Raw genomic sequence first — 24,338 nt, forward strand, 5'->3', positions numbered from 1 at the left:
GACATGCAGCGTATGGGCATGGTGATCGGCCTAGAGCCGGACAAAGTCACGGAATACAAGGCGCTGCATGCGGCCGCCTGGCCGGAGATCCTGGCGCTGATCTCCGCCTGCAACATCACCAACTATTCGATCTTCCTGAAGGAGCCGGAAAACCTGCTCTTCGGCTATTTGGAATATGTGGGCGACGATTTCACGGCCGATATGGCCAAGATGGCCGCCGATCCGGCAAACCAGGCATGGTGGGCCGCTTGCATTCCCTGCCAGAAGCCTCTCGCGACCCGCAAGGATGGTGAGTGGTGGGCGATGATGCCGGAGGTGTTTCACCTCGATTGAGGCAGGAGCGATGAACCGCCGCGCACCTATCCTGTGTCGTGGATCACCGGTTCCGATTTAGCGGCAAGCCCGTGGAACTCATCAGTCCCGGAAGACGTTTTCCGTGCATCCTCGCCTGTCTCATTTCGAGTTCATCGATAATTCGCACACCCATGGAGCCGGATGTCAACGCAGCAGATCCTCGCATTCTCGGTCATAGCCATGATGATGGGGGTCTTTATCTGGGATCGGTTCAGATATGACGTCGTCGCGTGTTGCGCGCTTGTTCTCTCCGTCGCGGTCGGAATCGTCCCTCCGGACAAGGCATTTTCCGGTTTCTCCGATGAGATCGTCATTATCGTCGGCAGCGCGTTGATCGTCTCAGCCGGGGTCGCACGTTCGGGCGTCGTCGACATGGCGATCAAGCGATTCTTTCCGAACCTCAATACGCTGCACAGCCAGCTTGCCCTGCTGATGATTGCCGTGGCATTGCTTTCCGCGTTCATCAAGAATATCGGCGCGCTGGCGATCATGATGCCGGTCGCCTTTCAGTTTGCCCGGAAGTCGGGCTTCTCACCGTCCAAATATCTGATGCCCATGTCGTTCGCCGCCTTGCTTGGCGGCCTGATGACGCAGATCGGTACGTCGCCGAATATCGTCGTCTCGCGGCTGAGGGCGGAAATGACGGGCAACTCCTTCACCATGTTCGATTTCACGCCGGTCGGCGGCGCCCTGACGATCGTCGGCATCACCTTTCTGATTTTCTTTCACTGGCTGGTGCCAAGTCGTACGAAACAGGGCAGCTCGATCGAGGAAGCGGTCGAGATCAAGAACTATACCTCGGAAGCGCTGGTTACGGCTGAATCGGCTGTCTTGGAAAAGCCGATCAGCGTTCTCGTCAAACCGGGCGACGGCGAAGCGATCGCCACTGCCATCCTGCGCGGCGCGACGCGCATGTCCCCTTTCCCTGATCTGACACTCCGGGAAAACGATATCGTGCTTCTGGAAGGTCCGCCGGCCGCGCTCGACCGCATCGTATCGGCCGGAAAGCTGCAGCTCTCCGGCAAGCCAATCATAGGGAGCGGGCAGATGAAGGCGGAGGTCATCTCGATCGAGGTGGTGATCGGCCAGGAATCGCCCCTGAAGGGCCGTTCCGTCAAGCAACTTGCACTCGCCTATACGCGCGGCGTCAATCTGCTGGCCATCAGCCGGCATGGCGAACGGCTGAAGGAGCGCCTTGCCAATCTGACACTTGCAGCCGGCGACGTGCTGGTGCTGCAGGGAAGCCGTGAGAACCTGCCAGTCGTCATGCAGGATCTTACCCTCTTGCCACTTGCCCAGCGCGAAATATTGCTCGGCACGCGCCGGCGGGCTTTCATTCCGCTGATCATCCTGGCGCTTGCCATGGCGACGACGGCGGTCGGCGTTGCGCCGGTGCCTGTCGCCTTCTTTGCGGCGGCGCTTGGCATGGTCGTCTTCCGGGCGATCCCGCTTGCCGATATCTACAAGTCGGTCGACGGCCCGATCCTCATCATGCTTGCAGCCTTGATCCCCGTCTCCGATACCTTGCGCACTTCAGGCGGCAGCGATCTCATCGCCCATGGGCTTGGCGACATCGCCAAGGGCGTGCCGGCCTGGGGCGCGCTCGGCTTGATTCTTGTCGCAGCGATGGCCGTAACGCCCTTTCTCAACAATGCCGCCACCGTGCTTGTCATGGGGCCGATCGCCGTCGGTTTTGCCACCGATCTCGGCTTCCGGCCGGAGGCCTTCCTGATGGCGGTGGCGATCGGTGCCGGCTGCGATTTCCTGACCCCGGTCGGCCACCAATGCAACACACTAGTCTTCGGTCCGGGAGGATATAAATTCTCCGACTACCCGCGCCTCGGCCTTCCGCTGTCGTTTCTGATCATTATCGCGAGCGTGCCGGTGCTGTTGTACGTGTGGCCCGTGAACTGATTGCTGGTACGCGCGGGTCAACAGAACGCGCCAGACGCACGGAGAGAGCCAGTCTTGCTACACGTTCTGCCTATGAACCGCATAACAGCCGTAGCGCTCCACATGGAGCATGATCCCATACTTTTCGAAAATTCTTCCATTGATTGCGGAATCGGCAATGCCACCCAAACCCGGCGTCGTATCCGAATAGCGACGGTCCTTTACCGAAACTCTTGCCGGCGAAACCTTCTTGACATGCTTTCGGTATGCCCGCCGCCTCACGGTGGGCGTACCGCGGGTTCTTCGTGCAGGGAAGAAGATTGCAGGGAGGCTACGCTTGTCCGCAGCCGGGGGGCGGCGAAATCCAGAAAGTGGCGCATCTTGAGCGGCATCTGACCGCGGGCGAGATGAACCAGATGGATCGGAGCGGGCTCCGGTTCGAAGTCCTCGAGTACGAGCTTGAGCGCGCCGGCCGCGATCTCCCCCACGACCTGATAGTGAAGCAGCCTCGTGACACCGGTGCCGCGGATGGCGGCTTCGGCCGCCGCCTCGGTCGTGGTAACGGAAAGCCGCGGCGTGATCGCCACCTCGATGGGTTTCGACTGACCGGGTTTCCGGAACTGCCAACCGGTCATCGAGGTCAAAACCTCGACGCTGATGCAGGGAAAGTCCATGAGATCGGCCGGCTCCTTCGGCATGCCGCGGCTGGCAAAGAGGGCCGGACTGCCGCAGACCACCCTGCGAACCGAACCGACTCGCGTTGCGACCATGGTGCTGTCGGGCAGATTGCCAATACGCACGGCCATATCGACATGTTCGTCGACGAGATCGATATTGCGATCCGCCAACATCAGCCGCACGTTGATTGCCGGAAAGGCTGCCAGAAAGTCCACCACGACAGGCAGCACATGAAGACGGCCGAACTGCATCGGTGCGGTGATCACCAACTCGCCTTTCGGCATGGCGAATTCGCCCGATGCCTGACGCTCGGCCTCTTCCACTTGCTCGAGGATGCGCCTTGCCGCCTCGACATAGGTGGCGCCCGCATCGGTCAGGGCGATTTTCCGGGTGGTGCGGGTCAACAGCTTCGTTCCCAGCAGCGTTTCCAGCTCGGTGATCCTGCGGCTCAGCGTCGGCAGGGGAATTTTCAGCGACCGGCCGGCCGCAGACAGGTTTCCCTTGTCCACCACCTCCAGCAGCATCGACATGGCTTCGAACCGGTCCACTTATTCTTCCAATTTCTGGTAAAATCACTTTCACTTAGAGCATATTCTCTTTGTGATTGGAAATCGACACATTGAGCTCGCCAAGCCAATTGCAGCTCGGCTGTCCCGAAGGAGATTTCCATGTCCCGTATTTCCATCCCCACCCGCGACGACGTACCGGAAGCAGCCAAGCCGACGCTTGACGGCATCCAGAAGGCGCTCGGCTTCGTCCCGAACCTGTTTCGTCTGATCGCCAACAGCCCGGCGGCCCTGGCGGCATTCACCGGCCTTCAGGGCGGGCTTTCCAAAACGCTCGATGTCAAGACGCGTGAGCGGATCGCGCTTGCCGTCGCAGAGGTGAACGGCTGTGACTATTGCCTGTCCGCCCACACCTATCTCGGCCTCAACCTGGCAAAGATCAGCCCGGAAGAAATTGCCCTCAACCGCAAGGGCGCATCAGCCGATGCCAAGGCGAATGCCGCCGTCGGCTTTGCGGCAAAGATCGCCGAGGCACGCGGCCACGTCTCCGACGCCGATATCGCTGCCGTGCGAGCTGCAGGCTTTTCGGATGCGCAGATCGTCGAAATCGTCGCTCTGGTCGCCGAAAACACCTTCACCAACTATCTGAACGAAGTCGCCAAGACAGATATCGACTTCCCGGCAGTCCCCGCTGCCAATGCGGCCTGACGGACGAGGAACGGGGCTGAAGCTCCGCCCCTCCCAACCCTTTGAGGAGATGGATCATGTCCTATGGATTTCTCGACATAGCCTCGACCCCTAGCGTGCGCGCCGCGCAGGCGGAAATGGGTGTCCAGGACTTCTGGACGAACCTGCCGACCGACCGGAGCTTCGACCGCTTCACCGAAAACGAGAGCGCCTTCATTGCTTCCCGCGACAGCTTCTACATGGCCACCGTTTCCGAAACCGGCTGGCCCTATGTGCAGCACAGGGGTGGTCCGCAGGGTTTCCTGAAGGTACTCGACGATCGCACGCTTGCCTTTGCGGACTATCGCGGCAATCGCCAGTACATCAGCACCGGCAATCTCGCCGCCAATGATAAGGTGTGCCTGTTCTTGATGGATTATCCCCGCCGCGCACGGCTGAAGATCTATGCCCATGCCGAAAAGCTGGGGCTTGATACCGATCCCGCACTTACCGAGCTGCTTGCCTCTCCTTCCTATCGGGCAAAGCCGGAACGTCTCTTCCGCCTGCGCCTCGAAGCCTTCGACTGGAATTGCCCGCAGCATATCACGCCGCGCTATACCGAAGCGGAAATTGCCGTCGCCGTAGAGCCGCTTCGTCAGCGCCTGACGGAGCTGGAAGCAGAAAATGCCGCCTTGCGGGCACAGGTCGCGCGCGGTGGAGATGTCGGCTAAAACTCGGCTATTGCGCTGATACCGAGCCACTGTCTGGAAGGGGACGGCATATCTAACATTCCTATTGCGGCTCCTCTTCATCCGAAGTCAGCAGCTCAATGAGCGCAGCAACCCTGCCGCTCGCCAGGCGTCGCCCCTCGCCCATCAAGGCCTCGTCATTATTGACCCACGCAAATGCCTCTGCAAGTTCGGCCTGCGTTGCACCGGTCGCAATGATGTCGGCCACAAGTGTATTATCGACAGGCCCAAGGATGGCGATGACATCGTCTGAAGTCATTGTCATATCCATTCCTCCTCTCTTTACCTCCGCTTGAACCTAGTGACGCTGCTGGAAAGATCAATTTCTCTGTCGGGAAGTTCCTCCCCTTGAATCCGCAAGTTGCTGAATTACATCAATATTGTCGGCTGCCCGATAAGGCCTGACTCCGGTCAGGAGGCGCCGGTTTCTCCTGGCGTTTCTTGTATCGATGCTGCTGGCGAGGAGGATATGGCTGTGAGGGCAACCCTCGATTCATCTTTCCGCTTCCGGTCAAGCATCTTCCACCAGCCCGAAATGTCGGGGCTGCGCCCGCACCCACAGGTGGAGGCTTTACCAATGGAATCAACAGAAAGGAGAAAACCATGAGTGTTCGTGATCTGATCCCGTGGGGCCGTGACACTGGCAACCACGTTCCAAATCTCTTGCGCGATGACGACCGTGATCCCTTCCTGTCGCTGCATCGTGAGGTGAACCGGCTGTTCGACGACGTCTTCAGGGGGTTCGGCTCCGGCGTGCCCTCCTTCGGCAGCCGCGGCGCTTTTAGCGCCGGCTGGCCGAATATCGAGATCTCCGACACCGACAAAGAGATCAAGGTGACCGCCGAGGTGCCCGGCCTCGAAGAGAAAGACATCGAGGTCCTGCTGAATGACGGCGTGCTGACACTGAAGGGCGAGAAGCGATCCGAGACTGAGGACAAGGACCGCCAGTTCTCCGAGCGCTACTATGGACGCTTCGAACGGCGCATCCCGCTCGGCGCTGAGGTTATGGAGGCCCAGGTCGAGGCTCGTTTCAAGAACGGAGTGCTGACGGTGACCTTGCCGAAAACCGAGAAGGCGCAGTCGCAGGTCAAGCGCATCGCCATCAAGAGCTGATCGAAACGAAGACGCGGCCGCCGTCTGGCGGCTGCGTCTTCGGCCAGATGGGAGCCCGCGCCTCTCGCCCTTGTCTCAGTCGGAAACCGTCACATCGATCCAGCGTCCGGTCCCCTGGCTGCCATAGATCTCGACATCAACCCATACATTGCCGTGAACGATCATTGCCGAAGCTTCCCGGTCATGGTGCCGTTGCGGAGCATGGTTTCGAGTGATTGACGATTGGCGGGATCGGCAAAGAAGGAGCCGACTGGTCGTCATTGTCAGGAATACTATACTGATGGAAATTCGCCCGATCCTGGCGGATGATCTGCCAAGGTTGTGTGAGCCCGGTCCTTTGAATTGAAGAGATCGGCCTCGCCGATATAGGCGCGGTAGTGCTCGATGGGGCGGTTCGTATGCGTGGCGGTCACGTTCGACTGGGCAAAAGCGGGCGCGCCGACAAGCAGGACACTGACAGCGATCGAAATGAGTTTTTTCATGGTGACCCTCTCCGGCATGAATATTGCGCGTTGACGATCTTTGCCAGGGGCAAGGCCCTGGATGGTCAGCTGCGATCGGACCTTCTCGCCGCGGTCGACATGAACCCACGGCAAGCTTTGGGTGCTGCGGCCATGATTTCTCCCTTTTCATTGCAATGCTAAGGTGGATAGTGCCGGCATGGAACATGCCGGGGAGGCATTGAGGCTGACATATGGCAAGCAAGCGCAGGATCACAGACTGCCTCTCGACGGCGATCCTTCTCACCGGCCTTGCGGGCGCAGCGGCGGCCGACCAGCCGGATCCGTTTGGTCAATTCGGTGAACGCTGCCTCGGGCGGGGGCCGGATTTCCAGCGCACCGTCGCCGCTGCGAAGGACCGGAACTGGCCGGCTCTTGCAACGGATATGACCACCAGCCTCACGCCGGTAGAAAATCCGGTCGCGCTGGAGGGCTGGAATCTGACCGCGGAAGCAGACGGCTCATTTGAAGCCCTCGTCGTCGCGCGGGCGTCTGTGGGCGAGAGCAGGGTGGAAAGCTGCACCATGGCCTTCGCGGAAATCGACGCCGCAGCCTTTGAGCGTCGCCTCGTCGATGAGACACGCGCCAAGGCGTCCGGCGAGAAGAATGGTCAGGGGCGCATCAGGAAATTCTTCGAGGCGTCGTCTTCCGAGCGCAGGCAAGCGATCACGCTCGACCTGCCTCTCTATCCGAACGGAAACGACGAAGTCGTCGTCAGCGTCGTCTCGGAGCAGCAGATCGAAAACTGATCAGATGATCGGGTTTGCCCTCGTGTCGCCGGCCGGACTGTTGATTGCGCGACAATTCGGCTATCCGCCCCGGCCGTGGGAATCCCGGCAAGGCAGGGTCGCGAGAGGGCACCCCAGAAATCCCGCCAACCTTGTTACTCCTGCATATTGGCCGCCCAGGCTTAGGCTCCTCGCCGATCATCAGGGAACCCCTCCTGATGGCAAGATCAGTTATAGGAGCATGTCTTGAACATCGAAAACAAAACGGTCCTGATATCAGGCGCCAATCGCGGCATCGGCCGGGCTCTCATGGACGAAGCGCTGCATCGCGGTGCAAAGCGCGTCTATGCAGGATCGCGCAGCGAGCAGCGCCATGAGGATGAGCGCGTCACCTTCGTCAAACTCGATATTACCGACGAGTGGGATGTCCAGAAGGCGGCCGCCACTGTCGAGGGCCTCGATATCCTCATCAACAATGCCGGCATCTTCATGCCCGACGATCTCGCCGATAAAGATATCATCAATCGTCATCTGGCAGTCAATTTCTTCGGGCCGCTGCGGGTGACCCAGGCCTTTCTGCCGGCACTGGTGCGATCGAAAGGCGCCATCGTCAACAACCTCTCTCTATCGGCGCTGGTGCCGGTTGCTTCCACACCGGCCTATTCGATTTCGAAGGCGGCGGCACATAATCTGATGCAGGCCTTCCGAGCGCTGCTGTCAGCGCGCGGTGTCGCGGTGCACAACTGTTTCACCGGCCCTGTTGATACCGACATGACACGCGGCTTCGAGGTACCGAAGTCGCCGCCCGGCCTGGTGGCGTCAGGAATATTCGACGGCTTCGAAAGAGGCGAGGAGGATATCTTTCCCGATCCCTATTCCGACCGCATTGCCGATGGCTGGCGCACCAGCGTCATCAAGGCTCTCGAGCAGGAATTTGCCGCTTACGTTCCGCCGGCGGCTGAAGTGGCTGAGGACTGCTGTCACCACTGACGTTCTGTTTGCGGGCGAACGGCAGCCCCGTTCGCCGCAAGTGGCTGCCTACTTCATTATTGCCTACTTCATATAGAGCGAACGCGAGCGTTCCAGATGCTTGAGTACTGCCGCCTCGGCGCCATCGGCGTCGTTGGCAGCAAGGCGTTCCAGAATCTCTTCATGTTCGGCAAGAGTGTATTTTTCCTTGCCGGTCCAGATCAGCATTTCCGTGTGATATTCCTTCAGCCATGCCAGCATGGCTTCGCTGACGGCCACATAGATCGGGTTGCCGGAAATCTGGGCGATGCGGGTGTGGAACCGCATGTCGGCGGAAATGAATTCTTCGGCATGGCCGAGAGATGCACGCTGATGGTCGATGATCTCGCGAAGCGCCTCGACATCAGCCCGTTTGGCGCGTTGCGCCGCTTCGCGCGCCATGCCGCGCTCGAAGAAGATACGGGCGCTCTTCAGGTGTTCCAGCGAATCGGCCGATTGCGACAGCATGATCTTCGCCGTCAAATCGACCTGCCGGAAGATCGACTGGGCGGTCAGCTTCAGGACCTTCGCGCGCTCGCCGTGCGAGATGCTGACGAGGCCCTTGTTGGCGAGAGACTGCATCGCCTCGCGGATCGCCGGGCGGCCGACGCCGAAGCGTTCCATCAGAACGCGCTCGGAGGGCATCTCGTCGCCCGGTTGCAACTCTCCTGAGGTAATCAGCCGTTCCAGCCGGTCAAAAACCTCGTCAGACAGTTTTCGACGAACAATGGGCTCGATGGCTGAGGTCATGGCGTCTCGCTGGCTCAAATCTTCTCTCCCTTAGCATTTTCACCGACCGACGACAAAGCGCGCCACGCGAAATTCACACCTGTTGAAAATATCCGTTGCAGAAAATGGAATACTCATTATACCAGATTACAAGTTGACGCCATGGCTTCTTGACGTGGCGAGAGGAGCAACCGGCAATTTCATGATGATAACCCTGACCTACCGCATCGAAACGCCTGGCAGCGTCGAAGCGATGGCGAACAAGATCGCTTCCGATCAATCGACCGGCACCTTCGTTCCGGTTCCGGGCGAGACGGAAGAGCTGAAGTCGCGGGTGGCTGCACGCGTGCTCGCCATTCGGCCGCTGGAAGATGGGCGCCATCCCTCCTGGCCGGAAGCGCCCGAGGGCGTAGGGCTGCAGCGCGCCGATGTCGATATCGCCTTCCCCCTCGATGCAATCGGCACGGATCTTTCGGCGCTGATGACGATCGCGATAGGCGGAACCTTCTCGATAAAAGGCATGACGGGCCTACGCGTCGTCGATATGAAACTGCCAGAAGCCTTTAGGGATGCCCATCCCGGCCCGCAATTCGGCATTCCCGGCAGCCGACGCCTGACCGGTGTCGAAGGCCGGCCGATCATCGGCACGATCGTCAAGCCGGCGCTCGGCCTGCGGCCGCATGAAACTGCCGAGCTCGTCGGCGAACTGATCGCATCCGGCGTCGACTTCATCAAGGACGACGAGAAACTGATGAGCCCTGCCTATTCGCCGCTGAAGGAGCGTGTGGCGGCGATTATGCCCCGCATTCTCGATCACGAGCAGAAGACCGGCAAGAAGGTGATGTATGCCTTCGGTATCTCGCATGCCGATCCCGACGAGATGATGCGCAACCACGATCTCGTGCTGGAAGCGGGCGGCAACTGCGCCGTCGTCAACATCAATTCGGTCGGCTTCGGCGGCATGAGTTTCCTGCGCAAGCGCTCAGGCCTCGTGTTGCATGCGCATCGCAACGGCTGGGACGTGCTGACACGCCATCCCGGCATCGGCCTCGATTTCAAGGTCTATCAGCAGCTCTGGCGGCTGCTCGGCGTCGACCAGTTCCAGATCAACGGCATCCGCGTGAAATATTGGGAGCCGGACGAGAGTTTCGTCGCCTCGTTCAAGGCGGTCAGCACGCCGCTCTTTGCCCCCTCCGACTGCCCGTTGCCGGTTGCCGGTTCCGGCCAGTGGGGCGGCCAGGCGCCGGAGACCTATCAGCGCACCGGCCGCACGACCGATCTCCTCTATCTCTGCGGCGGCGGCATCGTCAGCCATCCGCAGGGACCGGCAGCTGGCGTGCGCGCCGTGCAACAGGCCTGGCAGGCGGCGGTCGCCGACATTCCGCTCGACGACTATGCCAGGGATCATCCGGAGCTTGCCGCATCAATCGCCAAATTCGGCGACGGCAAGGCGGGGTGAGCGATATGCACGACCTGCTCGTCAGCTACTACGGCGACGATTTTACCGGCTCCACCGATGTGATGGAGTCGCTCGCCATCAACGGCATTCCGACGGTGTTGTTCCTCGGTACTCCCGATCAAGCGATCCTCGACCGATTCCCGGATTGCCGTGCCGTCGGCATTGCGGGAACGAGCCGCAGCGAGACCCCTGCCTGGATGCAGGAGCATCTTGCCCCAGCGCTTGAATGGCTGAAGGCGCTTAAGGCCGGCATCTGCCACTACAAGGTCTGCTCGACCTTCGATTCAGCGCCCGAGGTCGGCAATATCGGCAAGGCAATCGAGGTCGGCAGCGCGACATTCGGGCAGAAGCTTGTGCCCGTCATCGTCGGCGCGCCGCAACTGAAGCGCTACACAGCCTTCGGCAACCTCTTTGCCGCCTATCAGGGGCGCATCTTCCGCATCGACCGGCACCCCGTCATGAGCCGCCACCCGGTCACCCCAATGCATGAGGCGGACCTTGCGCTTCATCTCGGCAAGCAGACCGATCTTCCCGTCTCATTGGCCGATCTGGTGCTGCTTTCTTCGCCCGATGCCGATGCGGGGATCGATCAGCTGATTGCCGATCTATCCGGTATCCTGCTTCTCGATGTCGATTCCGCCGAGAGCCAGGCGGCAGCCGGCCGACAACTCAAGCGGATCACGGCCGCAAAAGGCAGCTTCGTCGCCGGTTCCTCCGGTATCGAGTACGCACTCATCAATGCCTGGCGCGAACAGGGGCTGATTGGTCCCGGCGTCGAGTTCCAGTCTCCGGGCAAGGTCGACCGGCTTGCCGCCGTCTCCGGCAGCGTGTCGCCGACGACCGAGCGGCAGATCCGCACGGCCATCGCCGATGGCTTCGAAGATATCCCGCTTGATCCGCTGGCGCTCGTCGGCACGAATGCGGAGGCCGCACTGGATGCAGCGGTTGCCGCGGGGCTCGTCGCTCTGAAAACAGGCCACAGCGTCATCCTGCACACTGCGCTTGGCCCTTCGGCCGACCGTGGCGCCGATATCGATCAACTGCCCGGCGCTCGTCATCGGCTGGGTCGGGCGCTTGGCACCATCCTGCGCCGCCTTGTCGAAACCGAGGGGCTTTCGCGTGCGGTCATCGCCGGTGGAGATACGTCGAGCCACGCGCTGAAAGAATTGCGCGTCGATGCGCTGACGACCCTGCTGCCGCTGCCGCAGACCCCCGGTTCACCGCTTTGCACGGCCCATGGCGGTTACGCGCCCACGGATGGGCTGCAGATCGCGCTGAAGGGTGGGCAGGTCGGTGCAGACGGCTATTTTGCGCAGATCCGTGATGGAAGGAAGGCCTGATGACCTATTGGGTGGGCAACAGTGTCAAGATGAACAAGATGCTCGCCGAGACCGTCGGTTTTGCGGAGCGCCACAACCTGTTTACGATGGCATGGTGATTGACTCATCATACCAGTTACGATACCAATCCCGCATACAAAGGTGAGGAAACATGACAGCAATTGCCCTCTTTGGCGCCGGCGGAAAAATGGGATACCGGCTGGCCAAGAATCTCAAAGGTTCCCGTTTTCACGTTCGCCATGTCGAGGTCAGCGATGCCGGCAAGGCGCGCCTGAAGAACGATCTCGGCATCGATTGCACCCCGGCGGATGCCGCGCTCGACGGTGCAGACGTCGTGATCCTGGCCGTGCCGGACACCGCGATCGGCAAGGTTGCCGCTGGCATCGTCGACAAGCTGAAGCCGGGCACCATGGTCGTGGCTCTCGACGCCGCCGCGCCCTTTGCCGGCCACCTGCCAAAGCGTGACGACCTCACCTATTTCGTCACCCATCCCTGCCATCCGCCGATCTTCAACGACGAGACGGACATGCAGGCGAAGAAGGATCATTTCGGCGGCCTTTTTGCCAAGCAGCACATCGTCTCGGCCCTGATGCAGGGTCCGGAAAGCGCCTATGGCCTGGGTGAGGAGATCGCGAAGGTGATCTGGGCGCCGGTCATGCGTTCGCATCGCGTCACCGTCGAGCAGATGGCGATGCTGGAGCCCGGCCTTTCGGAAACAGTCTGCGCCTCGCTGCTCGTCATCATGCGCCAGGCCATGGACGAATGCGTCGCCCGCGGCGTCCCGGCGGAAGCCGCCCGTGACTTCCTGCTCGGCCACATGAACGTGCTCGGCGCCGTCATCTTCAAGGAAGTCGACGGCGTCTTCTCGGATGCCTGCAACAAGGCGATCGAGTTCGGCATTCCAGCCCTCATGCGCGACGACTGGAAGAAGGTCTTCGAACCTCAGGAGATCGCCGACAGCATCCGGCGTATCACCTGATCAATGGCAAGGCTCTAGCCTTGTCGCACGCAAGGCGCAGGCCTTGCCGTTCTGCCGGCCCGTATGGGGACTTTGAAGACGGGCCGGTTTTCGATTTCGCATGGATTTCAACCGAACCGGGGTTGGTTCGGCCATGCGTCAAACCTGGGAGGAGAAACCATGAAACTTACACGTAGACTGACCCTGGCGGCCTTTGCCGGTGCACTTTCGCTCGGTGTTGCCATGCCGGCCCTTTCGGCCGACCTGATCGCCATCATCACGCCAGCTCACGACAACCCGTTCTTCAAGGCGGAAGCTGTCGGCGCCGAAGCCAAGGCCAAGGAACTCGGCTATGAGGCGCTCGTCATGACCCATGACGACGATGCCAACAAGCAGTCGGAAATGATCGATACCGCCATCGGCCGCGGTGCCAAGGCGATCATCCTCGACAATGCCGGCGCCGATGCTTCGGTTGCCGCCGTCAAGAAGGCCAAGGATGCCGGCATCCCGTCCTTCCTGATCGACCGCGAAATCAATGCCACCGGCGTGGCCGTCGCCCAGATCGTTTCCAACAACTATCAGGGCGCCCAGCTCGGCGCGCAGGAATTCGTCAAGCTCATGGGCGAGAAGGGCAATTATGTCGAGCTCGTCGGCAAGGAGTCCGATACCAATGCCGGCATCCGCTCGCAGGGCTATCATGATGTCATCGACGACTATCCGGACCTGAAGTCGGTCGCCAAGCAGTCGGCCAACTGGAGCCAGACGGAAGCCTACGCCAAGATGGAAACCATCCTGCAGGCCAATCCCGACATCAAGGGCGTGATCTCCGGCAACGACACGATGGCCATGGGCGCGATCGCCGCTCTCCAGGCTGCCGGCCGCAAGGACGTGATCGTCGTCGGCTTCGACGGTTCGAACGATGTTCGCGACTCCATCAAGTCGGGCGGCATCAAGGCAACCGTGCTGCAGCCGGCCTATGCACAGGCCCAGATGGCTGTCGAACAGGCTGACGCCTACATCAAGAACAAGACGGCACCAAAGGAAGAAAAGCAGCTCATGGACTGCGTTCTCATCAATGCCGACAACGCCGGCAAGCTCGAGACCTTTGCTCTGGCAAAGTAAGGCGGACCGACCGCTGCAGGGAGCGCGGGAAACTGCGCTCCCTGCAGCCTATTTCCATTGATTTCGAGGTTTATCGCATGTTGAGGATCAGGGGCGCCCTGATCGCCGCTCTCGTGGCGGCGGCTTTGCCCGGCTGCAAGATCATCAAGACACCGACTGCGGAGGAAAAAGCCGCAGCGGCGGCAAAGAGCGCTTTCGATCCGAATGCCAAGGTCGAAGCGATGTGGCAGCCGCAGGTCGTTCCCTATTATGAAAAGCGCGCCGGCGAGTTGAAGGATGTCGCAGCCCTTGCCGCTTCGAGCCCCGACCAGGCCGGCGAAAAATACGGCAATCCGCACAAGCAGGCGAGTTCGCCCTGGACCTATGCGGTGAAATTCACGGGCAAGGTCGTCGCGGCCGACACGGCTTCGCGCGCCGCAACGCTCGATGTCGATGCCGATGGCGACGGCAAGGCGGATGCCAAGGTGCAGATCGGTCCGGCACTCCGGGGCACGGCGCTGCGCGACACGCTAGACTTCGTCAATTTCAACGAATTCAAGAACCAGATCGAATGGGCGCAGTTCGGCAAGTCCTTCAACGAGAAGGCCAATAGTGCCTTTCTCTCGGCAATCCCGCGTGACGGGCTGGTCGGCAAGACAGTTACCGTCACCGGCGCCTTTCCTTTGCCGTCGGGCAGCGATCTGCCGCTCGTCACCCCTTCGGCCCTGACGGTGGCACCATGACCATCACCGAGGCACCCAAGGACGATATCATCCTGCGCCTCGACGACGTGTCGAAGGTCTATTCCGGCATCGTCGCCGTCAAGCGCGCCAATCTCGAGCTGCGCCGCGGCGCCGTCAACGTGCTCGTCGGCGAAAACGGTGCCGGCAAATCGACGCTGATGAAGATCATCGCCGGCGTCGAGCGGCCGACGCTCGGAAGCATCATCCTGGAAGGCGAAACCGTTTCCTTCGCCAACCCGGCCGATGCGCAGGCGCACGGCATCGGCATGATCTTCCAGGAGCTCAACCTTTTCGCCAACATGTCGGTCGCCGAAAACATTTTTGCCACGCGCGAACTGACCCGCGGCATCATCGGCATCGACCATAAGGAACAGGTCCGCAAAGCCAACGAATTCCTCGAGCGACTTGATGCCGGCATCGATGCCGAGGCGATGGTCGAGGACCTGCCGATCGGCCAGCAGCAGCTCGTCGAGATCGCCAAGGCAATGTCGCTGAACGCCCGCATCCTGATCATGGACGAGCCGACATCGGCACTGTCTGCGGCTGAGGTCGAGATCCTCTTCAAGGTGATCGGTGAGCTGAAGGCGCAGGGCGTGGCCATCGTCTATATTTCGCATCGCCTCGAAGAGCTGATGCGGATCGGCGACTACATCACAGTGCTGCGCGATGGGCAGGTCACCGGCCAGGCGATGGTCAAGGATATCGACACGCGGTGGATCGTGCGCTCGATGATCGGTTCGGATGCCAAGGATTTCGCCAAATCCGTGAACCATACGGTCGGCAAGGAAATGTTCCGCGCCGAAAACATCAGCCTGCCTCGCCCGACGGGCGGGCTTGCGGTCGACGATGTCTCGCTTTCCGTCAAGGCGGGCGAGATCCTCGGCATTTACGGGCTGATGGGCGCCGGACGCAGCGAATTCTTCGAATGCGTCATCGGCCGTCATGCGCACTCGACCGGCAAGATCTTCATCGACGGCGAGGAAGTGCGCGCTCGCGATACCACGCGGCGCATCCGCCGGGGCCTCGCGCTTATTCCCGAGGACCGGCAGCGCGAAGGGCTGGTGCAGGTGCTCTCGATCGCATCCAACCTGACGCTTGCAAGCCTCGCCCGCTTTACCCGCCTCTTCCACATCAATGCCAAGGCAGAGAAGAACGCCATCGGAGAGGCGATCCGCGATCTCGCGATCAAGGCGCCGAACCCGGACTTCGAGGTGACCTCGATGTCCGGCGGCAACCAGCAGAAAGTGGTCATCGGCAAGGCACTGATGACCAATCCGAAGGTTCTTTTGATGGACGAGCCGAGCCGCGGCATCGACGTCGGCGCCAAGGCGGATGTTTTCCGTACCATGCGACGGCTTGCCGCCGATGGTCTCGCCATTCTGTTTTCAACCTCCGACCTCGAAGAGGTCATGGCGCTTTCCGATCGTATCGCGGTGCTCAGCAACGGCCATCTCATCGCCGTCTTCGACCGTGACGACGCGACGGAAGATGCCATTATCGCTGCCTCGGCAAAGGGGCACGAACATCAAGGGAAACTCGCGTCATGACGGCGGCTACCGCATCCACCCCCGCGCCGAAGAGCGCGAACGGCTCCTTCCTGCTGACGCTGATGAAGCTTCGAACCTTCATCGCGCTCTTTGCCGTCATCATCTTCTTCTCGATCTTTGCGCCGAACTTCACCTCGACTGCGAACATGATCCTGATGTCGAAGCACGTGGCGCTGAACGCCTTCCTGGCAATGGGCATGACCTTCGTCATCATCACCGGCGGCATCGACCTCTCGGTCGGCTCGATCGTCGGCCTCTGCGGCATGGTTGCCGGTGGCCTGATCCTCTATGGCGTCGAACTGCCGATCGGCTATACGGTCTATTTCAATCTCGTGGAGATCGTGCTGATCACGCTGGCAATCGGCCTCATCATCGGCCTGATCAATGGGCTACTGATCACCAAGCTCAACGTTGCACCCTTCATCGCGACCCTCGGCACGCTCTATGTCGCCCGCGGCCTGGCGCTGCTTTCCTCCGACGGCCAGACCTTCCCGAACCTCGTCGGCCGGCCGGAATATGCAACGACCGGCTTCGATTTCTTCGGCGCCGGTCGCATTCTCGGCCTGCCGGTGTCGATCTGGATCCTGATTTTCCTCGCGCTCGTTGCTGCCTATGTGGCGCGCTCGACGCCGATCGGCCGCCATATCTTCGCCGTCGGCGGCAATGAGCGCGCCGCGCGCATGTCGGGCATCCGCGTGGATCTGGTCAAGATCTTCGTCTACATGTTCTCCGGTCTGTGCGCGGCGATCGTCGGCATCGTCATCTCCTCGGAGTTGATGGCGGCGCATCCGGCAACGGGCGAAAGCTTCGAGCTCAATGCGATTGCTGCAGCCGTGCTCGGCGGCACCTCGATGTCGGGCGGGCGCGGCACGATCGGCGGCACGATCATCGGCGCCTTCGTGATCGGCATTCTCTCCGACGGTCTCGTGATGATGGGGGTTTCCTCCTTCTGGCAGATGGTCATCAAGGGTCTGGTCATCATCATCGCCGTCGTCGTCGACCAGGCCCAGCGGCGGCTGCAGCAGCGCGTGACCCTCATGCAGATGGCAAAGGCAGGTTGAAATGGCTGACTTGAAAGGTGCGTTGATCGGTTGCGGCTTCTTTGCGATCAATCAGATGCATGCATGGAAGGATGTCGATGGTGCCGCGATCGTGGCGATCTGCGACCGCGACCCGGAGCGGCTCGACATCGTCGGTGAGCAGTTCGGCATCGAGCGGCGCTACATGGATGCCGCAGCCATGTTTGCCGATGGCGGCTTCGATTTCGTCGATATCGCTACCACGGTGCAAAGCCACAGGGCGCTGGTGGAATTGGCAGCCAGCCACAAGATCCCGGCCGTCTGCCAGAAGCCTTTCGCCAAGACGCTTGCCGACGCCAAGGCGATGGTCGAAGCCTGCCGGAAGGCCGGCATTCCGCTGATGGTGCACGAGAATTTCCGCTGGCAGACGCCGATCCAGGCTGTCCGCCGGCTTCTCGACAACAAAGCGATCGGCACGCCCTTCTGGGGCCGCTTCTCCTTCCGGTCCGGGTATGACGTCTTTTCCGGCCAGCCCTACCTTGCCGAAGGCGAACGCTTCATCATCGAGGATCTCGGCATCCACACGCTGGATATCGCCCGCTTCATCCTCGGCGACGTGAAAACGCTGACGGCCCGCACCAAGCGCGTCAATCCAAAGATCAAGGGCGAGGATGTCGCGACGATCCTGCTCGACCATGAAAGCGGCGCGACCTCGGTCGTCGATGTCAGCTACGCGACCAAGCTTGGCACGGAGCCTTTCCCGGAAACACTGATCGAACTCGACGGCACCTACGGAACGATCCGTCTTTCTGTCGGCTACCGGCTCGAGGTCACCAATGCGGCAGGTACCGTCGTTTCCGATGCCTCGCCGCAGTTACTGTCATGGGCATCGCGGCCCTGGCACAATATTCAGGAAAGCGTCTACGCGATCCAGAAACACTGGGTCGACCGGCTGAAAAACGGCGGTGAGCCCGCGACCTCGGGCGCCGACAACCTCAAGACCTTCGCCCTCGTCGAAGCAGCCTATGATAGTGCCGCGACCGGCAAAACCATCGACGTGGAGGCAATGCTGAGATGACCACGGACGCCTTCGCCCTCTACGGCACGCATGAGGCCGAAGAGCATCCGGTCCGCCTTACCGCCGGGCGTCTTTCCGCCGATCTCGCAAACGGCAATCTGCGGACGATCCGCTATGACGGTGTCGAGGTGCTGCGTGCGGTCTCCTATCTGGTACGCGACCGCGACTGGGGTACTTATAGTCCCGCGATCGACAACGTCTGGATCGAGCAGGGCAACGGTGCCTTTTCCGTCCGCTATGTCGCGCATTGCCGGGGACCCGAGGACAGCAGGCTTGCCATTTCGGTGCATATTGCGGCAACGGAGCATGAACTGATCTTCGAAGCCGGGGCGCTCTCGCCGACCGGTTTCGAAACCAATCGCTGCGGTTTCTGCATCCTGCACCCGATCGTCGGCATTGCCGGAAGCTCGGCCAAGGTCGAGCATGTCGATGGCAGCGTGGACGAGACGCGCTTTCCCGACCAGATCGAGCCCTGGCAGCCCTTTAGGGATATGCGGGCGATCACCCATCAGGTACTGCCCTGCGTTTCAGCCGAATGCCGCATGGAAGGCGATACGTTCGAGATGGAAGACCAGCGCAACTGGTCGGACGCTTCCTACAAGACCTATGTGCGGCCTCTGGCCCTGCCCTGGCCCTACCAGATCGCCGCAAACGAACCGGTGCGCCAAAGGATCGTCCTTGCGATCTGCGATACGAGAAACAGAGAGACGACGGCAGCCGACAGCGCGGAGCGCACCATCAAGCTCGAACCGGGCGATCGCAGCGGCACCATGCCTGACATAGGCGTGATCGTTACGCCTGATGAAGCCAAAGCGGTGCTTGCTGCTCGTAACCTGCTGTCCGACATCGCGCCGCAGGAACTGCTTTTCCACTTCGACCCCAATGCCGGGCATGGCACTGAGGCCTTGAGGGATTTTGCCGCGGTTGCCGCGCTTCACCGCGGACGATCGACGCTGGAGATCGCCCTTCCCTGCAAGCAACCGCCGGCAGCCGAAACCGCCGAGATTGCCAGGCAGATGCAGGCTGTGGGCTTCCACCCGGACGCAATCCTGATCTCACCCTCCGTTGACCGGCAGTCGACGCCACCCGGCAGCAAATGGCCGGAATGCCCGCCGCTGGAGGAGGTCTATGCCGCAGCACACGAGGCCTTTGCCGGCATCCGCATCGGCGGTGGCATGCTCAGCTATTTCACCGAGCTCAATCGCAAGCGCGTACCCGCCGATCGCCTCGGCTTCATCAGCCATTGCACCAATCCGATCGTCCATGCCGCCGATGATCTGAGCGTCATGCAGACCCTGGAAGCGCTGCCCTTCATCACGCGCTCGGTGCGCGCCATCTACGGCGACAAGCCCTACCGGATCGGCCCTTCGACCATTCCCATGCGCCAGAACCCCTATGGCAGCCGCACGATGGACAATCCCGCCGGCTCCCGCATTCCCATGGCAAACCGCGACCCGCGCCACAATGGCCGCTTCGCGGAGGCGTTCGCGCTCGGTTACGCCATCCGTGTGCTCGATGCCAACATCGAATGCCTGACGCTTTCAGCGCTCACCGGCCCCTTCGGCCTTGTTGCCGGTAAGGCAGAGCCAACGGAAGAAGGCGGCAATCGCCCGCTTTTCAACACCGTGAAGCTGCTGTCCGGCCTTGCCGGATCAGCCTGGAATGGCTGCACATCTTCGCATCCATCGGAGGCATTGGCCTTCCAGTCAGGCTCGACTGTGCATATCCTCAATCTGACGGCCGAAGAGCAAAGCATCGATATCAGTGCCTTTGGGTCGGCCTCGCAAGGCAGGAGCATGGCACTCGCACCGTTTAGTACGGCTTCGATCAGCCTCGCCGTTTAGGGCTTTCGGGCACATCGCACAAACCGTTGGGCAATAACACCCGTGGTGCGTCTTGGAGGAACGTCTTCGATGTATCGCCCGGCTGCTCGAGGGCGAGGGTATGAGCGATGTGTGCCGGGCAAATTCGCGGCCGAACTTGGTCGCCCACTCAGACACAGTCTGGAACGAGACATCGATACCACGTTCGGCAAGCAGATTTCGACATGACGCCGGCTCAGCGGAAACCGAAAATATAGTCGCACCGCATGCCCGATGATCTCGGCGCAAAAGCGCTGGCGCTTGAAATGCCGCGCAATGGATTTGCTCGAATCGGCTACGATCATGCCCTCCCATTGCCCTCTCGATTAGTGCCAATTGGTAAGCCGACGCTGCCAAAAATCGTTAAATTCAGCAAAAAATGTCGATTCCGCCTCTGGCAAGAGGAATCCGGGCACGTCCATCATATTTTTCTAATGTTTTCAGTGCGCGCATATCGCTATAGTTGCGGAAAGAATTATTCGCGGCGTGCGAGACATAAATATTGTCTCAATTTTGGCATCCGAATTTCACCAAGTATTTCAAAACGTAACTTCGGATCGATTCGGATATTGTGGCAGCAATAAGGCTATGCTTCTCAAGCACTTACTGTCGCGTTGCTGTTGCGCCATCCAAAACGTCGCCCTATAACCTGCCGCCGTAACGGCTGATTAACTACAAATAGTAACCGGCAAACACAACGCTAACGGTTGAGGAACAAGACCATGACGACATACTACGTAGCGACGACAGGCAGCAGCGGCGGCAACGGAAGTGCCACCTCTCCTTTTCGCACTATTAGCGATGCGATGTCGTCGAACCTTAAGCCCGGCGACGAGGTTGTCGTGAAGCCGGGGACTTACAACGAGGCCATCAACATCGACAAGGACGGCTCGGCGGCAGGCGACATCACGCTGCGCTCTGAAGTGCCCGGCGCGGCACTGATCCGGCCGCCCGCGGGCTCGTACAACGCCATCAGCGTCAACGCCAACTACGTGACAATCGATGGCTTCGACATCAAGGGCGGCCCCGGCGACGGTATCGAAGCGAACAACGTCCATCACGTCTCGGTTCTCAACAACAAGGTTCACGACGCCGGGGAATCGGGCATTCAGTTCAACGGGGCGGACTTCGTCAGAGTCGAAGGGAACGAGACCTATCATAACGCGTCGTCGGGCTGGTTCTCGGGCATCTCGATCTACCAGAACCGGAACATCACCGGCGATACCTCGACGGACGGCTACCGGAACATCGTGCGCAATAACATCTCCCACGACAACGTCACGAAGTCGGGTGAGCACACCGATGGCAACGGCATCATCATCGACGATTTCCAGAGCACGCAGGCGGACGGTCATCCGAACTACACATTCAAGACCCTGGTCGACAACAACCTCGTCTACGGGAACGGCGGCAAAGGCATCCAGGTTACCTGGAGCGACTCCGTCACTGTGTCGAACAACACCGCATACCACAACAATCAGGACCCGCTGAACACCGGCACCTGGCGCGGTGAGCTCAGCAACGCGCAGTCGAGCAACAACACCTGGGTCAACAACATCGCCGTAGCCGACCCATCGGTGAACAAGAACAACACCGCGATCGATAACACGTCGACCAACGGCTACGTCAACAGCAACGTCGTCTGGGCCAACAACACCACCTACAACGGCACCGCCGGCCAGGCCTCGGTCAAGACCGACGGCGGCAACGCGATGCCAAGCACGGCGAACGGCAACCAGCTCGGCGTTGACCCGAAATTCGTGAACGCAGCGAACGGCGACTTCCACCTCGCCTCCGGCTCGACGGCGATCGACCACGGAACCAGCAAGTACGGCGTCGACACGGTCGATCTGGACGGCCACGCTCGCGTCGTTGGAACCGTCGATATGGGTGCCTACGAATCGGGCTCAAGCTCGGCACCGTCGACGCCAACCACGCCGCCGACTTCGGGCGAGCCGACAACGCCGCCGACTTCGGGTGAGCCAACCACGCCGCCGACATCGGGAACGCCAACCACGCCGACGCAACCGTCGACTCCAACCACGGGGACGAAGGTCTATACCGGCACCGCCGGCAACGACACCATGCCGCACACCGGCCAGTCCAACGGCGGCAACGAAACCTACAAGGGTCTCGGCGGTAATGACGTGTTGAAGGGCGGCGCCGGCGCGGACGTGCTCGACGGCGGTACTGGCAGTGACACGGCCAGCTATGCGGGCTCCGGCGCAGTCAGCGTCAACCTGGCGACGGGGGCCGCATCGGGCGGGCATGCCGCCGGTGACAAGTTCGTCAGCATCGAAAACGTGACCGGCTCCAGCTACAACGACGTGCTGAGAGGCAATAGCGGCAGCAACGTTCTCAATGGCGGGGCTGGCGCGGACAAGCTGGACGGTGGCGCCGGAAAGGACGTCCTCATCGGTGGCGCCGGAAAGGACATGATGACCGGTGGCGCTGACGCGGATATGTTTATCTTCAAGACAGCGGCGGAAGCCGGGTCCGGCTCGACCCGCGACTTCATCACCGACTTCCAGCACGGCGTCGATAAGATCGACGTTTCGGCGATCGATGCGAATGGCTCTGCGGCAGGCAATGGAACCTTCCATTTCCAGGCGCAGGAAAATGCCCTCTTCGACAAGAAGGCCGGCGCGCTCGCCTGGCACTATGATGACCGCTCTGGAACCGCGAGCGATACGACCGTTATCCAGGGCGACCTGAACGGCGACGGCGTTCATGACTTCGAGATTCAGCTGCAGGGCCTCGTCCACCTGGGTTCAGGCGATTTTCTCCTGTAACCATACTCGTTGCGGCGGTCGTCCGATCGCCGCAACAATCGTGCTGACAACACGGAATATGTCAGCGGCGGAGCGCCGCCGGTAGGCTCGGCCACCCCCGCGAGCAGCCTTGCCAGAGATGATTTTCCCGAACCGCTTGGACCAAGGATCGCGAGCGCCTCGCCCGGCTTCAGGTCGAAATTTACGTCTTTGATGATCGCGGCCGACGCGTCGGCAGGGGCCTGAAGCCACAGAGGCTTGTAACTTCGGGCAGAGCAAGCGGTGTTATTTGGAAGTAACTTTCCACTACGCCGTAACAAAATTCGGCACCAACAGGCTCGGCCATTTGCCTATAGGACAGTAAAATCGGGTGAGCTATCGCCACCTAATCAGACCGATGCTCCGTCGTCGCTTAGAAAGCCTTTCAGTCGGCGGACGCAAGATGCTGCTGCCTCCCGCAAGGAAGCCCGACCGATACCCCTCCAGTCGGCCGGAACCGTCTGCCCCTAACAGCCACGCTAGATCCCCGCTCGCTATGGCGCTATCGAGCGCGCGCTCGCGAGCGGCCTTCGTCATATCCGGACTGGCCTGTTTTGCTGCGCCGATGACAATAATCTTGTGAAAAATCCGATACTAGGGCACAATTTGTGAACGCATCTGAAGTTGCGGCGCAATCTCAAATCCGGCCGTCTCGCGCCGAGTGACAGTTCGCGTCGGAGGATCGGCGTCGATGGATCAGGGGTTCTTTCTTCTGTTCGCTGCGGTATCCGTGATCACGGCGCTGACGGTGGTCCTGGCGCGCAATCCGGTTCACAGCGCATTGGCGCTGATGGCGTGTTTCCTGCAGGTCTCGGCAATTTTCGTCTTGCTCGAGGCACCGTTGCTCGCGGTCATCCAGATCTTCGTCTATGTCGGCGCGATCATGGTCCTGTTCCTGTTCGTGATCATGATGATCGATGTGCGCGAGGCGGTGTTGCAGCGGTTCTTGCCGGGCGGCAACCTCCCGGCTCTGGTACTGCTCGTCCTGCTCGGGGTCGAGATGCTCGTGCTGGTGCTCTGGAGCAACCGCTTTTCGGTCATGGAGCCAGCCGCCATGGGCGGCGGCGATGACGTCAGGCAGCTCAGCACAGCACTTTTCGCCGACTATCTCCTGCCGTTTGAAACCGCCTCCGTAATCCTGCTGGCGGCCCTGGTCGGCGCCATCATGCTGGCGCGGAAGGAGCAGGGGTGATGGTTCCGCTCTGGTGGTATATTGTGCTCGGAGTGGTCCTATTCGTGATCGGAGCGGCGGGCGTGCTGCTCAGGCGCAATATTCTGGTCGTACTGATGTCGCTAGAGCTACTGCTCAACTCGGTCAACATCAATTTCATCGCTTTCGGGCGTTACCACGCCGATTTCCGCGGGCAGATCTTCGCGATCTTCGTCATCGCAATCACCGCGGCGGAAGTTGCCGTCGCCCTCGGTATCCTGGTCGCCCTCGTGAGGAACAAATCCACCCTCAAGGTCGACGACGTGACGGTGATGAAAGGATAGCGG

At 60.8% G+C, this 24,338-nt stretch carries 23 protein-coding genes and 3 pseudogenes; 20 read left to right on the top strand and 6 right to left on the bottom strand.

Features of this window, described 5'->3' with window-relative positions:
• Nucleotides 1-3 precede the first annotated feature (3 nt).
• Together FHT82_RS02990 and FHT82_RS02995 are read left to right on the top strand one after the other, a co-directional pair.
• Nucleotides 4-333 carry an L-rhamnose mutarotase gene (locus tag FHT82_RS02990; RefSeq protein WP_183726169.1) on the top strand — a complete coding sequence of 110 codons (330 nt, stop codon included), beginning with the start codon at nucleotides 4-6 and terminating at the stop codon, nucleotides 331-333.
• A 162-nt stretch (nucleotides 334-495) separates the two neighbouring features.
• A complete protein-coding gene (locus tag FHT82_RS02995) occupies nucleotides 496-2,268 on the top strand; it encodes an SLC13 family permease (RefSeq protein ID WP_183726171.1) in 1,773 nt (590 codons plus the stop codon).
• Nucleotides 2,269-2,525: 257 nt separating this feature from the next.
• On the opposite strand, the gene FHT82_RS03000 is transcribed toward FHT82_RS02995, so the two are convergent.
• Entirely contained in the window at nucleotides 2,526-3,473 is a 948-nt protein-coding gene (locus FHT82_RS03000; RefSeq protein ID WP_183726173.1) for a LysR substrate-binding domain-containing protein, read from the bottom strand.
• 120 nt (nucleotides 3,474-3,593) lie between these two features.
• On the opposite strand from FHT82_RS03000, the gene FHT82_RS03005 reads away from it, so the two are divergent.
• Together FHT82_RS03005 and FHT82_RS03010 are read left to right on the top strand one after the other, a co-directional pair.
• On the top strand, nucleotides 3,594-4,139 hold the full coding sequence (locus tag FHT82_RS03005; protein WP_183726175.1) for a peroxidase-related enzyme: 546 nt from the start codon (nucleotides 3,594-3,596) through the stop codon (nucleotides 4,137-4,139).
• 56 nt (nucleotides 4,140-4,195) lie between these two features.
• On the top strand, nucleotides 4,196-4,828 hold the full coding sequence (locus tag FHT82_RS03010) for a pyridoxamine 5'-phosphate oxidase family protein (RefSeq protein ID WP_183726176.1): 633 nt from the start codon (nucleotides 4,196-4,198) through the stop codon (nucleotides 4,826-4,828).
• Between the two features lie 61 nt (nucleotides 4,829-4,889).
• On the opposite strand, the gene FHT82_RS03015 is transcribed toward FHT82_RS03010, so the two are convergent.
• Entirely contained in the window at nucleotides 4,890-5,111 is a 222-nt protein-coding gene (locus FHT82_RS03015) for a hypothetical protein (RefSeq protein WP_183726178.1), read from the bottom strand.
• Between the two features lie 338 nt (nucleotides 5,112-5,449).
• Between FHT82_RS03015 and FHT82_RS03020 the strand changes: the two genes are divergently transcribed.
• Nucleotides 5,450-5,959 (top strand): Hsp20/alpha crystallin family protein, encoded by a 510-nt coding sequence (locus FHT82_RS03020; RefSeq protein WP_183726180.1) that lies wholly within the window; start codon nucleotides 5,450-5,452, stop codon nucleotides 5,957-5,959.
• A gap of 75 nt (nucleotides 5,960-6,034) precedes the next feature.
• Here FHT82_RS03020 and FHT82_RS03025 read toward each other — a convergent pair.
• A pseudogene (locus FHT82_RS03025) lies at nucleotides 6,035-6,441 on the bottom strand (hypothetical protein).
• 212 nt (nucleotides 6,442-6,653) lie between these two features.
• On the opposite strand from FHT82_RS03025, the gene FHT82_RS03030 reads away from it, so the two are divergent.
• Both FHT82_RS03030 and FHT82_RS03035 read left to right on the top strand, forming a co-directional pair.
• Nucleotides 6,654-7,208 (top strand): hypothetical protein, encoded by a 555-nt coding sequence (locus FHT82_RS03030; protein WP_183726182.1) that lies wholly within the window; start codon nucleotides 6,654-6,656, stop codon nucleotides 7,206-7,208.
• 225 nt (nucleotides 7,209-7,433) lie between these two features.
• Nucleotides 7,434-8,177, top strand: coding sequence for an SDR family NAD(P)-dependent oxidoreductase (locus FHT82_RS03035; RefSeq protein ID WP_183726185.1), 744 nt, complete (start codon nucleotides 7,434-7,436; stop codon nucleotides 8,175-8,177).
• 63 nt (nucleotides 8,178-8,240) lie between these two features.
• Here the strand turns inward: FHT82_RS03035 and FHT82_RS03040 are convergent, their stop codons facing one another.
• Entirely contained in the window at nucleotides 8,241-8,945 is a 705-nt protein-coding gene (locus tag FHT82_RS03040) for a transcriptional regulator NanR (protein WP_183727249.1), read from the bottom strand.
• A 181-nt stretch (nucleotides 8,946-9,126) separates the two neighbouring features.
• On the opposite strand from FHT82_RS03040, the gene oiaX reads away from it, so the two are divergent.
• From oiaX to FHT82_RS03085, 9 genes are all read left to right on the top strand, one after another.
• Complete coding sequence (oiaX, locus tag FHT82_RS03045) at nucleotides 9,127-10,383, top strand: 3-oxo-isoapionate-4-phosphate decarboxylase OiaX (RefSeq protein WP_183726187.1); 1,257 nt, start codon at nucleotides 9,127-9,129, stop codon at nucleotides 10,381-10,383.
• Nucleotides 10,384-10,388: 5 nt separating this feature from the next.
• Entirely contained in the window at nucleotides 10,389-11,723 is a 1,335-nt protein-coding gene (locus FHT82_RS03050; protein ID WP_183727251.1) for a four-carbon acid sugar kinase family protein, read from the top strand.
• A 151-nt stretch (nucleotides 11,724-11,874) separates the two neighbouring features.
• On the top strand, nucleotides 11,875-12,702 hold the full coding sequence (locus FHT82_RS03055) for a phosphogluconate dehydrogenase C-terminal domain-containing protein (RefSeq protein ID WP_183726190.1): 828 nt from the start codon (nucleotides 11,875-11,877) through the stop codon (nucleotides 12,700-12,702).
• Nucleotides 12,703-12,861: 159 nt separating this feature from the next.
• On the top strand, nucleotides 12,862-13,803 hold the full coding sequence (locus FHT82_RS03060) for a D-ribose ABC transporter substrate-binding protein (protein WP_183726192.1): 942 nt from the start codon (nucleotides 12,862-12,864) through the stop codon (nucleotides 13,801-13,803).
• A 77-nt stretch (nucleotides 13,804-13,880) separates the two neighbouring features.
• Complete coding sequence (locus tag FHT82_RS03065; protein WP_183726194.1) at nucleotides 13,881-14,525, top strand: DUF2291 domain-containing protein; 645 nt, start codon at nucleotides 13,881-13,883, stop codon at nucleotides 14,523-14,525.
• The gene (locus FHT82_RS03070) at nucleotides 14,522-16,072 is read left to right on the top strand and encodes a sugar ABC transporter ATP-binding protein (RefSeq protein ID WP_183726196.1); all 1,551 of its coding nucleotides are present in this window, start codon (nucleotides 14,522-14,524) and stop codon (nucleotides 16,070-16,072) included. The genes FHT82_RS03065 and FHT82_RS03070 overlap by 4 nt, the downstream gene beginning before the upstream one ends.
• Nucleotides 16,069-17,133 (top strand): ABC transporter permease, encoded by a 1,065-nt coding sequence (locus FHT82_RS03075; RefSeq protein WP_183726198.1) that lies wholly within the window; start codon nucleotides 16,069-16,071, stop codon nucleotides 17,131-17,133. Before FHT82_RS03070 ends, FHT82_RS03075 begins: the two co-directional genes overlap by 4 nt.
• Nucleotide 17,134: 1 nt before the next feature.
• Nucleotides 17,135-18,169, top strand: a complete 1,035-nt coding sequence (locus FHT82_RS03080) for a Gfo/Idh/MocA family oxidoreductase (protein ID WP_183726200.1) — start codon at nucleotides 17,135-17,137, stop codon at nucleotides 18,167-18,169.
• A complete protein-coding gene (locus FHT82_RS03085; protein WP_183726201.1) occupies nucleotides 18,166-20,013 on the top strand; it encodes a hypothetical protein in 1,848 nt (615 codons plus the stop codon). The genes FHT82_RS03080 and FHT82_RS03085 overlap by 4 nt, the downstream gene beginning before the upstream one ends.
• 117 nt (nucleotides 20,014-20,130) lie before the next feature.
• On the opposite strand, the pseudogene FHT82_RS03090 reads toward FHT82_RS03085, so the two are convergent.
• Nucleotides 20,131-20,336: pseudogene (locus FHT82_RS03090) on the bottom strand (IS6 family transposase); the annotation flags it as partial.
• Between FHT82_RS03090 and FHT82_RS03095 the strand changes: the two are divergent.
• Together FHT82_RS03095 and FHT82_RS03100 are read left to right on the top strand one after the other, a co-directional pair.
• A complete protein-coding gene (locus FHT82_RS03095; protein ID WP_183727341.1) occupies nucleotides 20,259-20,615 on the top strand; it encodes a hypothetical protein in 357 nt (118 codons plus the stop codon). The pseudogene FHT82_RS03090 and the gene FHT82_RS03095 sit on opposite strands and share 78 nt — an antisense overlap.
• A gap of 138 nt (nucleotides 20,616-20,753) precedes the next feature.
• Nucleotides 20,754-22,823 carry a choice-of-anchor Q domain-containing protein gene (locus FHT82_RS03100; RefSeq protein ID WP_183726203.1) on the top strand — a complete coding sequence of 690 codons (2,070 nt, stop codon included), beginning with the start codon at nucleotides 20,754-20,756 and terminating at the stop codon, nucleotides 22,821-22,823.
• Nucleotides 22,824-22,897: 74 nt separating this feature from the next.
• On the opposite strand, the pseudogene FHT82_RS03105 reads toward FHT82_RS03100, so the two are convergent.
• A pseudogene (locus tag FHT82_RS03105) lies at nucleotides 22,898-23,020 on the bottom strand (ATP-binding cassette domain-containing protein); the annotation flags it as partial.
• A gap of 512 nt (nucleotides 23,021-23,532) precedes the next feature.
• On the opposite strand from FHT82_RS03105, the gene FHT82_RS03110 reads away from it, so the two are divergent.
• Entirely contained in the window at nucleotides 23,533-24,033 is a 501-nt protein-coding gene (locus tag FHT82_RS03110; protein WP_183726205.1) for an NADH-quinone oxidoreductase subunit J, read from the top strand.
• On the top strand, nucleotides 24,033-24,335 hold the full coding sequence (gene nuoK / locus FHT82_RS03115) for an NADH-quinone oxidoreductase subunit NuoK (protein ID WP_007819572.1): 303 nt from the start codon (nucleotides 24,033-24,035) through the stop codon (nucleotides 24,333-24,335). The genes FHT82_RS03110 and nuoK overlap by 1 nt, the downstream gene beginning before the upstream one ends.
• Nucleotides 24,336-24,338 lie beyond the last annotated feature (3 nt).

It is taken from the genome of Rhizobium sp. BK275, assembly GCF_014193555.1.
GTDB lineage: Bacteria > Pseudomonadota > Alphaproteobacteria > Rhizobiales > Rhizobiaceae > Rhizobium.

What these genes read in the sequence shown, in the direction of transcription:
- FHT82_RS02990 (WP_183726169.1), top strand. Translation starts at nt 4, where the DNA reads ATGCAGCGTATGGGCATGGTGATCGGCCTAGAGCCGGACAAAGTCACG.
- FHT82_RS02995 (WP_183726171.1), top strand. Translation starts at nt 496, where the DNA reads ATGTCAACGCAGCAGATCCTCGCATTCTCGGTCATAGCCATGATGATG.
- FHT82_RS03005 (WP_183726175.1), top strand. Translation starts at nt 3,594, where the DNA reads ATGTCCCGTATTTCCATCCCCACCCGCGACGACGTACCGGAAGCAGCC.
- FHT82_RS03010 (WP_183726176.1), top strand. Translation starts at nt 4,196, where the DNA reads ATGTCCTATGGATTTCTCGACATAGCCTCGACCCCTAGCGTGCGCGCC.
- FHT82_RS03015 (WP_183726178.1), bottom strand. Translation starts at nt 5,111, where the DNA reads ATGACAATGACTTCAGACGATGTCATCGCCATCCTTGGGCCTGTCGAT.
- FHT82_RS03020 (WP_183726180.1), top strand. Translation starts at nt 5,450, where the DNA reads ATGAGTGTTCGTGATCTGATCCCGTGGGGCCGTGACACTGGCAACCAC.
- FHT82_RS03030 (WP_183726182.1), top strand. Translation starts at nt 6,654, where the DNA reads ATGGCAAGCAAGCGCAGGATCACAGACTGCCTCTCGACGGCGATCCTT.
- FHT82_RS03040 (WP_183727249.1), bottom strand. Translation starts at nt 8,945, where the DNA reads ATGACCTCAGCCATCGAGCCCATTGTTCGTCGAAAACTGTCTGACGAG.
- oiaX (WP_183726187.1), top strand. Translation starts at nt 9,127, where the DNA reads ATGATGATAACCCTGACCTACCGCATCGAAACGCCTGGCAGCGTCGAA.
- FHT82_RS03050 (WP_183727251.1), top strand. Translation starts at nt 10,389, where the DNA reads ATGCACGACCTGCTCGTCAGCTACTACGGCGACGATTTTACCGGCTCC.
- FHT82_RS03055 (WP_183726190.1), top strand. Translation starts at nt 11,875, where the DNA reads ATGACAGCAATTGCCCTCTTTGGCGCCGGCGGAAAAATGGGATACCGG.
- FHT82_RS03060 (WP_183726192.1), top strand. Translation starts at nt 12,862, where the DNA reads ATGAAACTTACACGTAGACTGACCCTGGCGGCCTTTGCCGGTGCACTT.
- FHT82_RS03065 (WP_183726194.1), top strand. Translation starts at nt 13,881, where the DNA reads ATGTTGAGGATCAGGGGCGCCCTGATCGCCGCTCTCGTGGCGGCGGCT.
- FHT82_RS03070 (WP_183726196.1), top strand. Translation starts at nt 14,522, where the DNA reads ATGACCATCACCGAGGCACCCAAGGACGATATCATCCTGCGCCTCGAC.
- FHT82_RS03075 (WP_183726198.1), top strand. Translation starts at nt 16,069, where the DNA reads ATGACGGCGGCTACCGCATCCACCCCCGCGCCGAAGAGCGCGAACGGC.
- FHT82_RS03080 (WP_183726200.1), top strand. Translation starts at nt 17,135, where the DNA reads ATGGCTGACTTGAAAGGTGCGTTGATCGGTTGCGGCTTCTTTGCGATC.
- FHT82_RS03085 (WP_183726201.1), top strand. Translation starts at nt 18,166, where the DNA reads ATGACCACGGACGCCTTCGCCCTCTACGGCACGCATGAGGCCGAAGAG.
- FHT82_RS03095 (WP_183727341.1), top strand. Translation starts at nt 20,259, where the DNA reads ATGCCCGATGATCTCGGCGCAAAAGCGCTGGCGCTTGAAATGCCGCGC.
- FHT82_RS03100 (WP_183726203.1), top strand. Translation starts at nt 20,754, where the DNA reads ATGACGACATACTACGTAGCGACGACAGGCAGCAGCGGCGGCAACGGA.
- FHT82_RS03110 (WP_183726205.1), top strand. Translation starts at nt 23,533, where the DNA reads ATGGATCAGGGGTTCTTTCTTCTGTTCGCTGCGGTATCCGTGATCACG.
- nuoK (WP_007819572.1), top strand. Translation starts at nt 24,033, where the DNA reads ATGGTTCCGCTCTGGTGGTATATTGTGCTCGGAGTGGTCCTATTCGTG.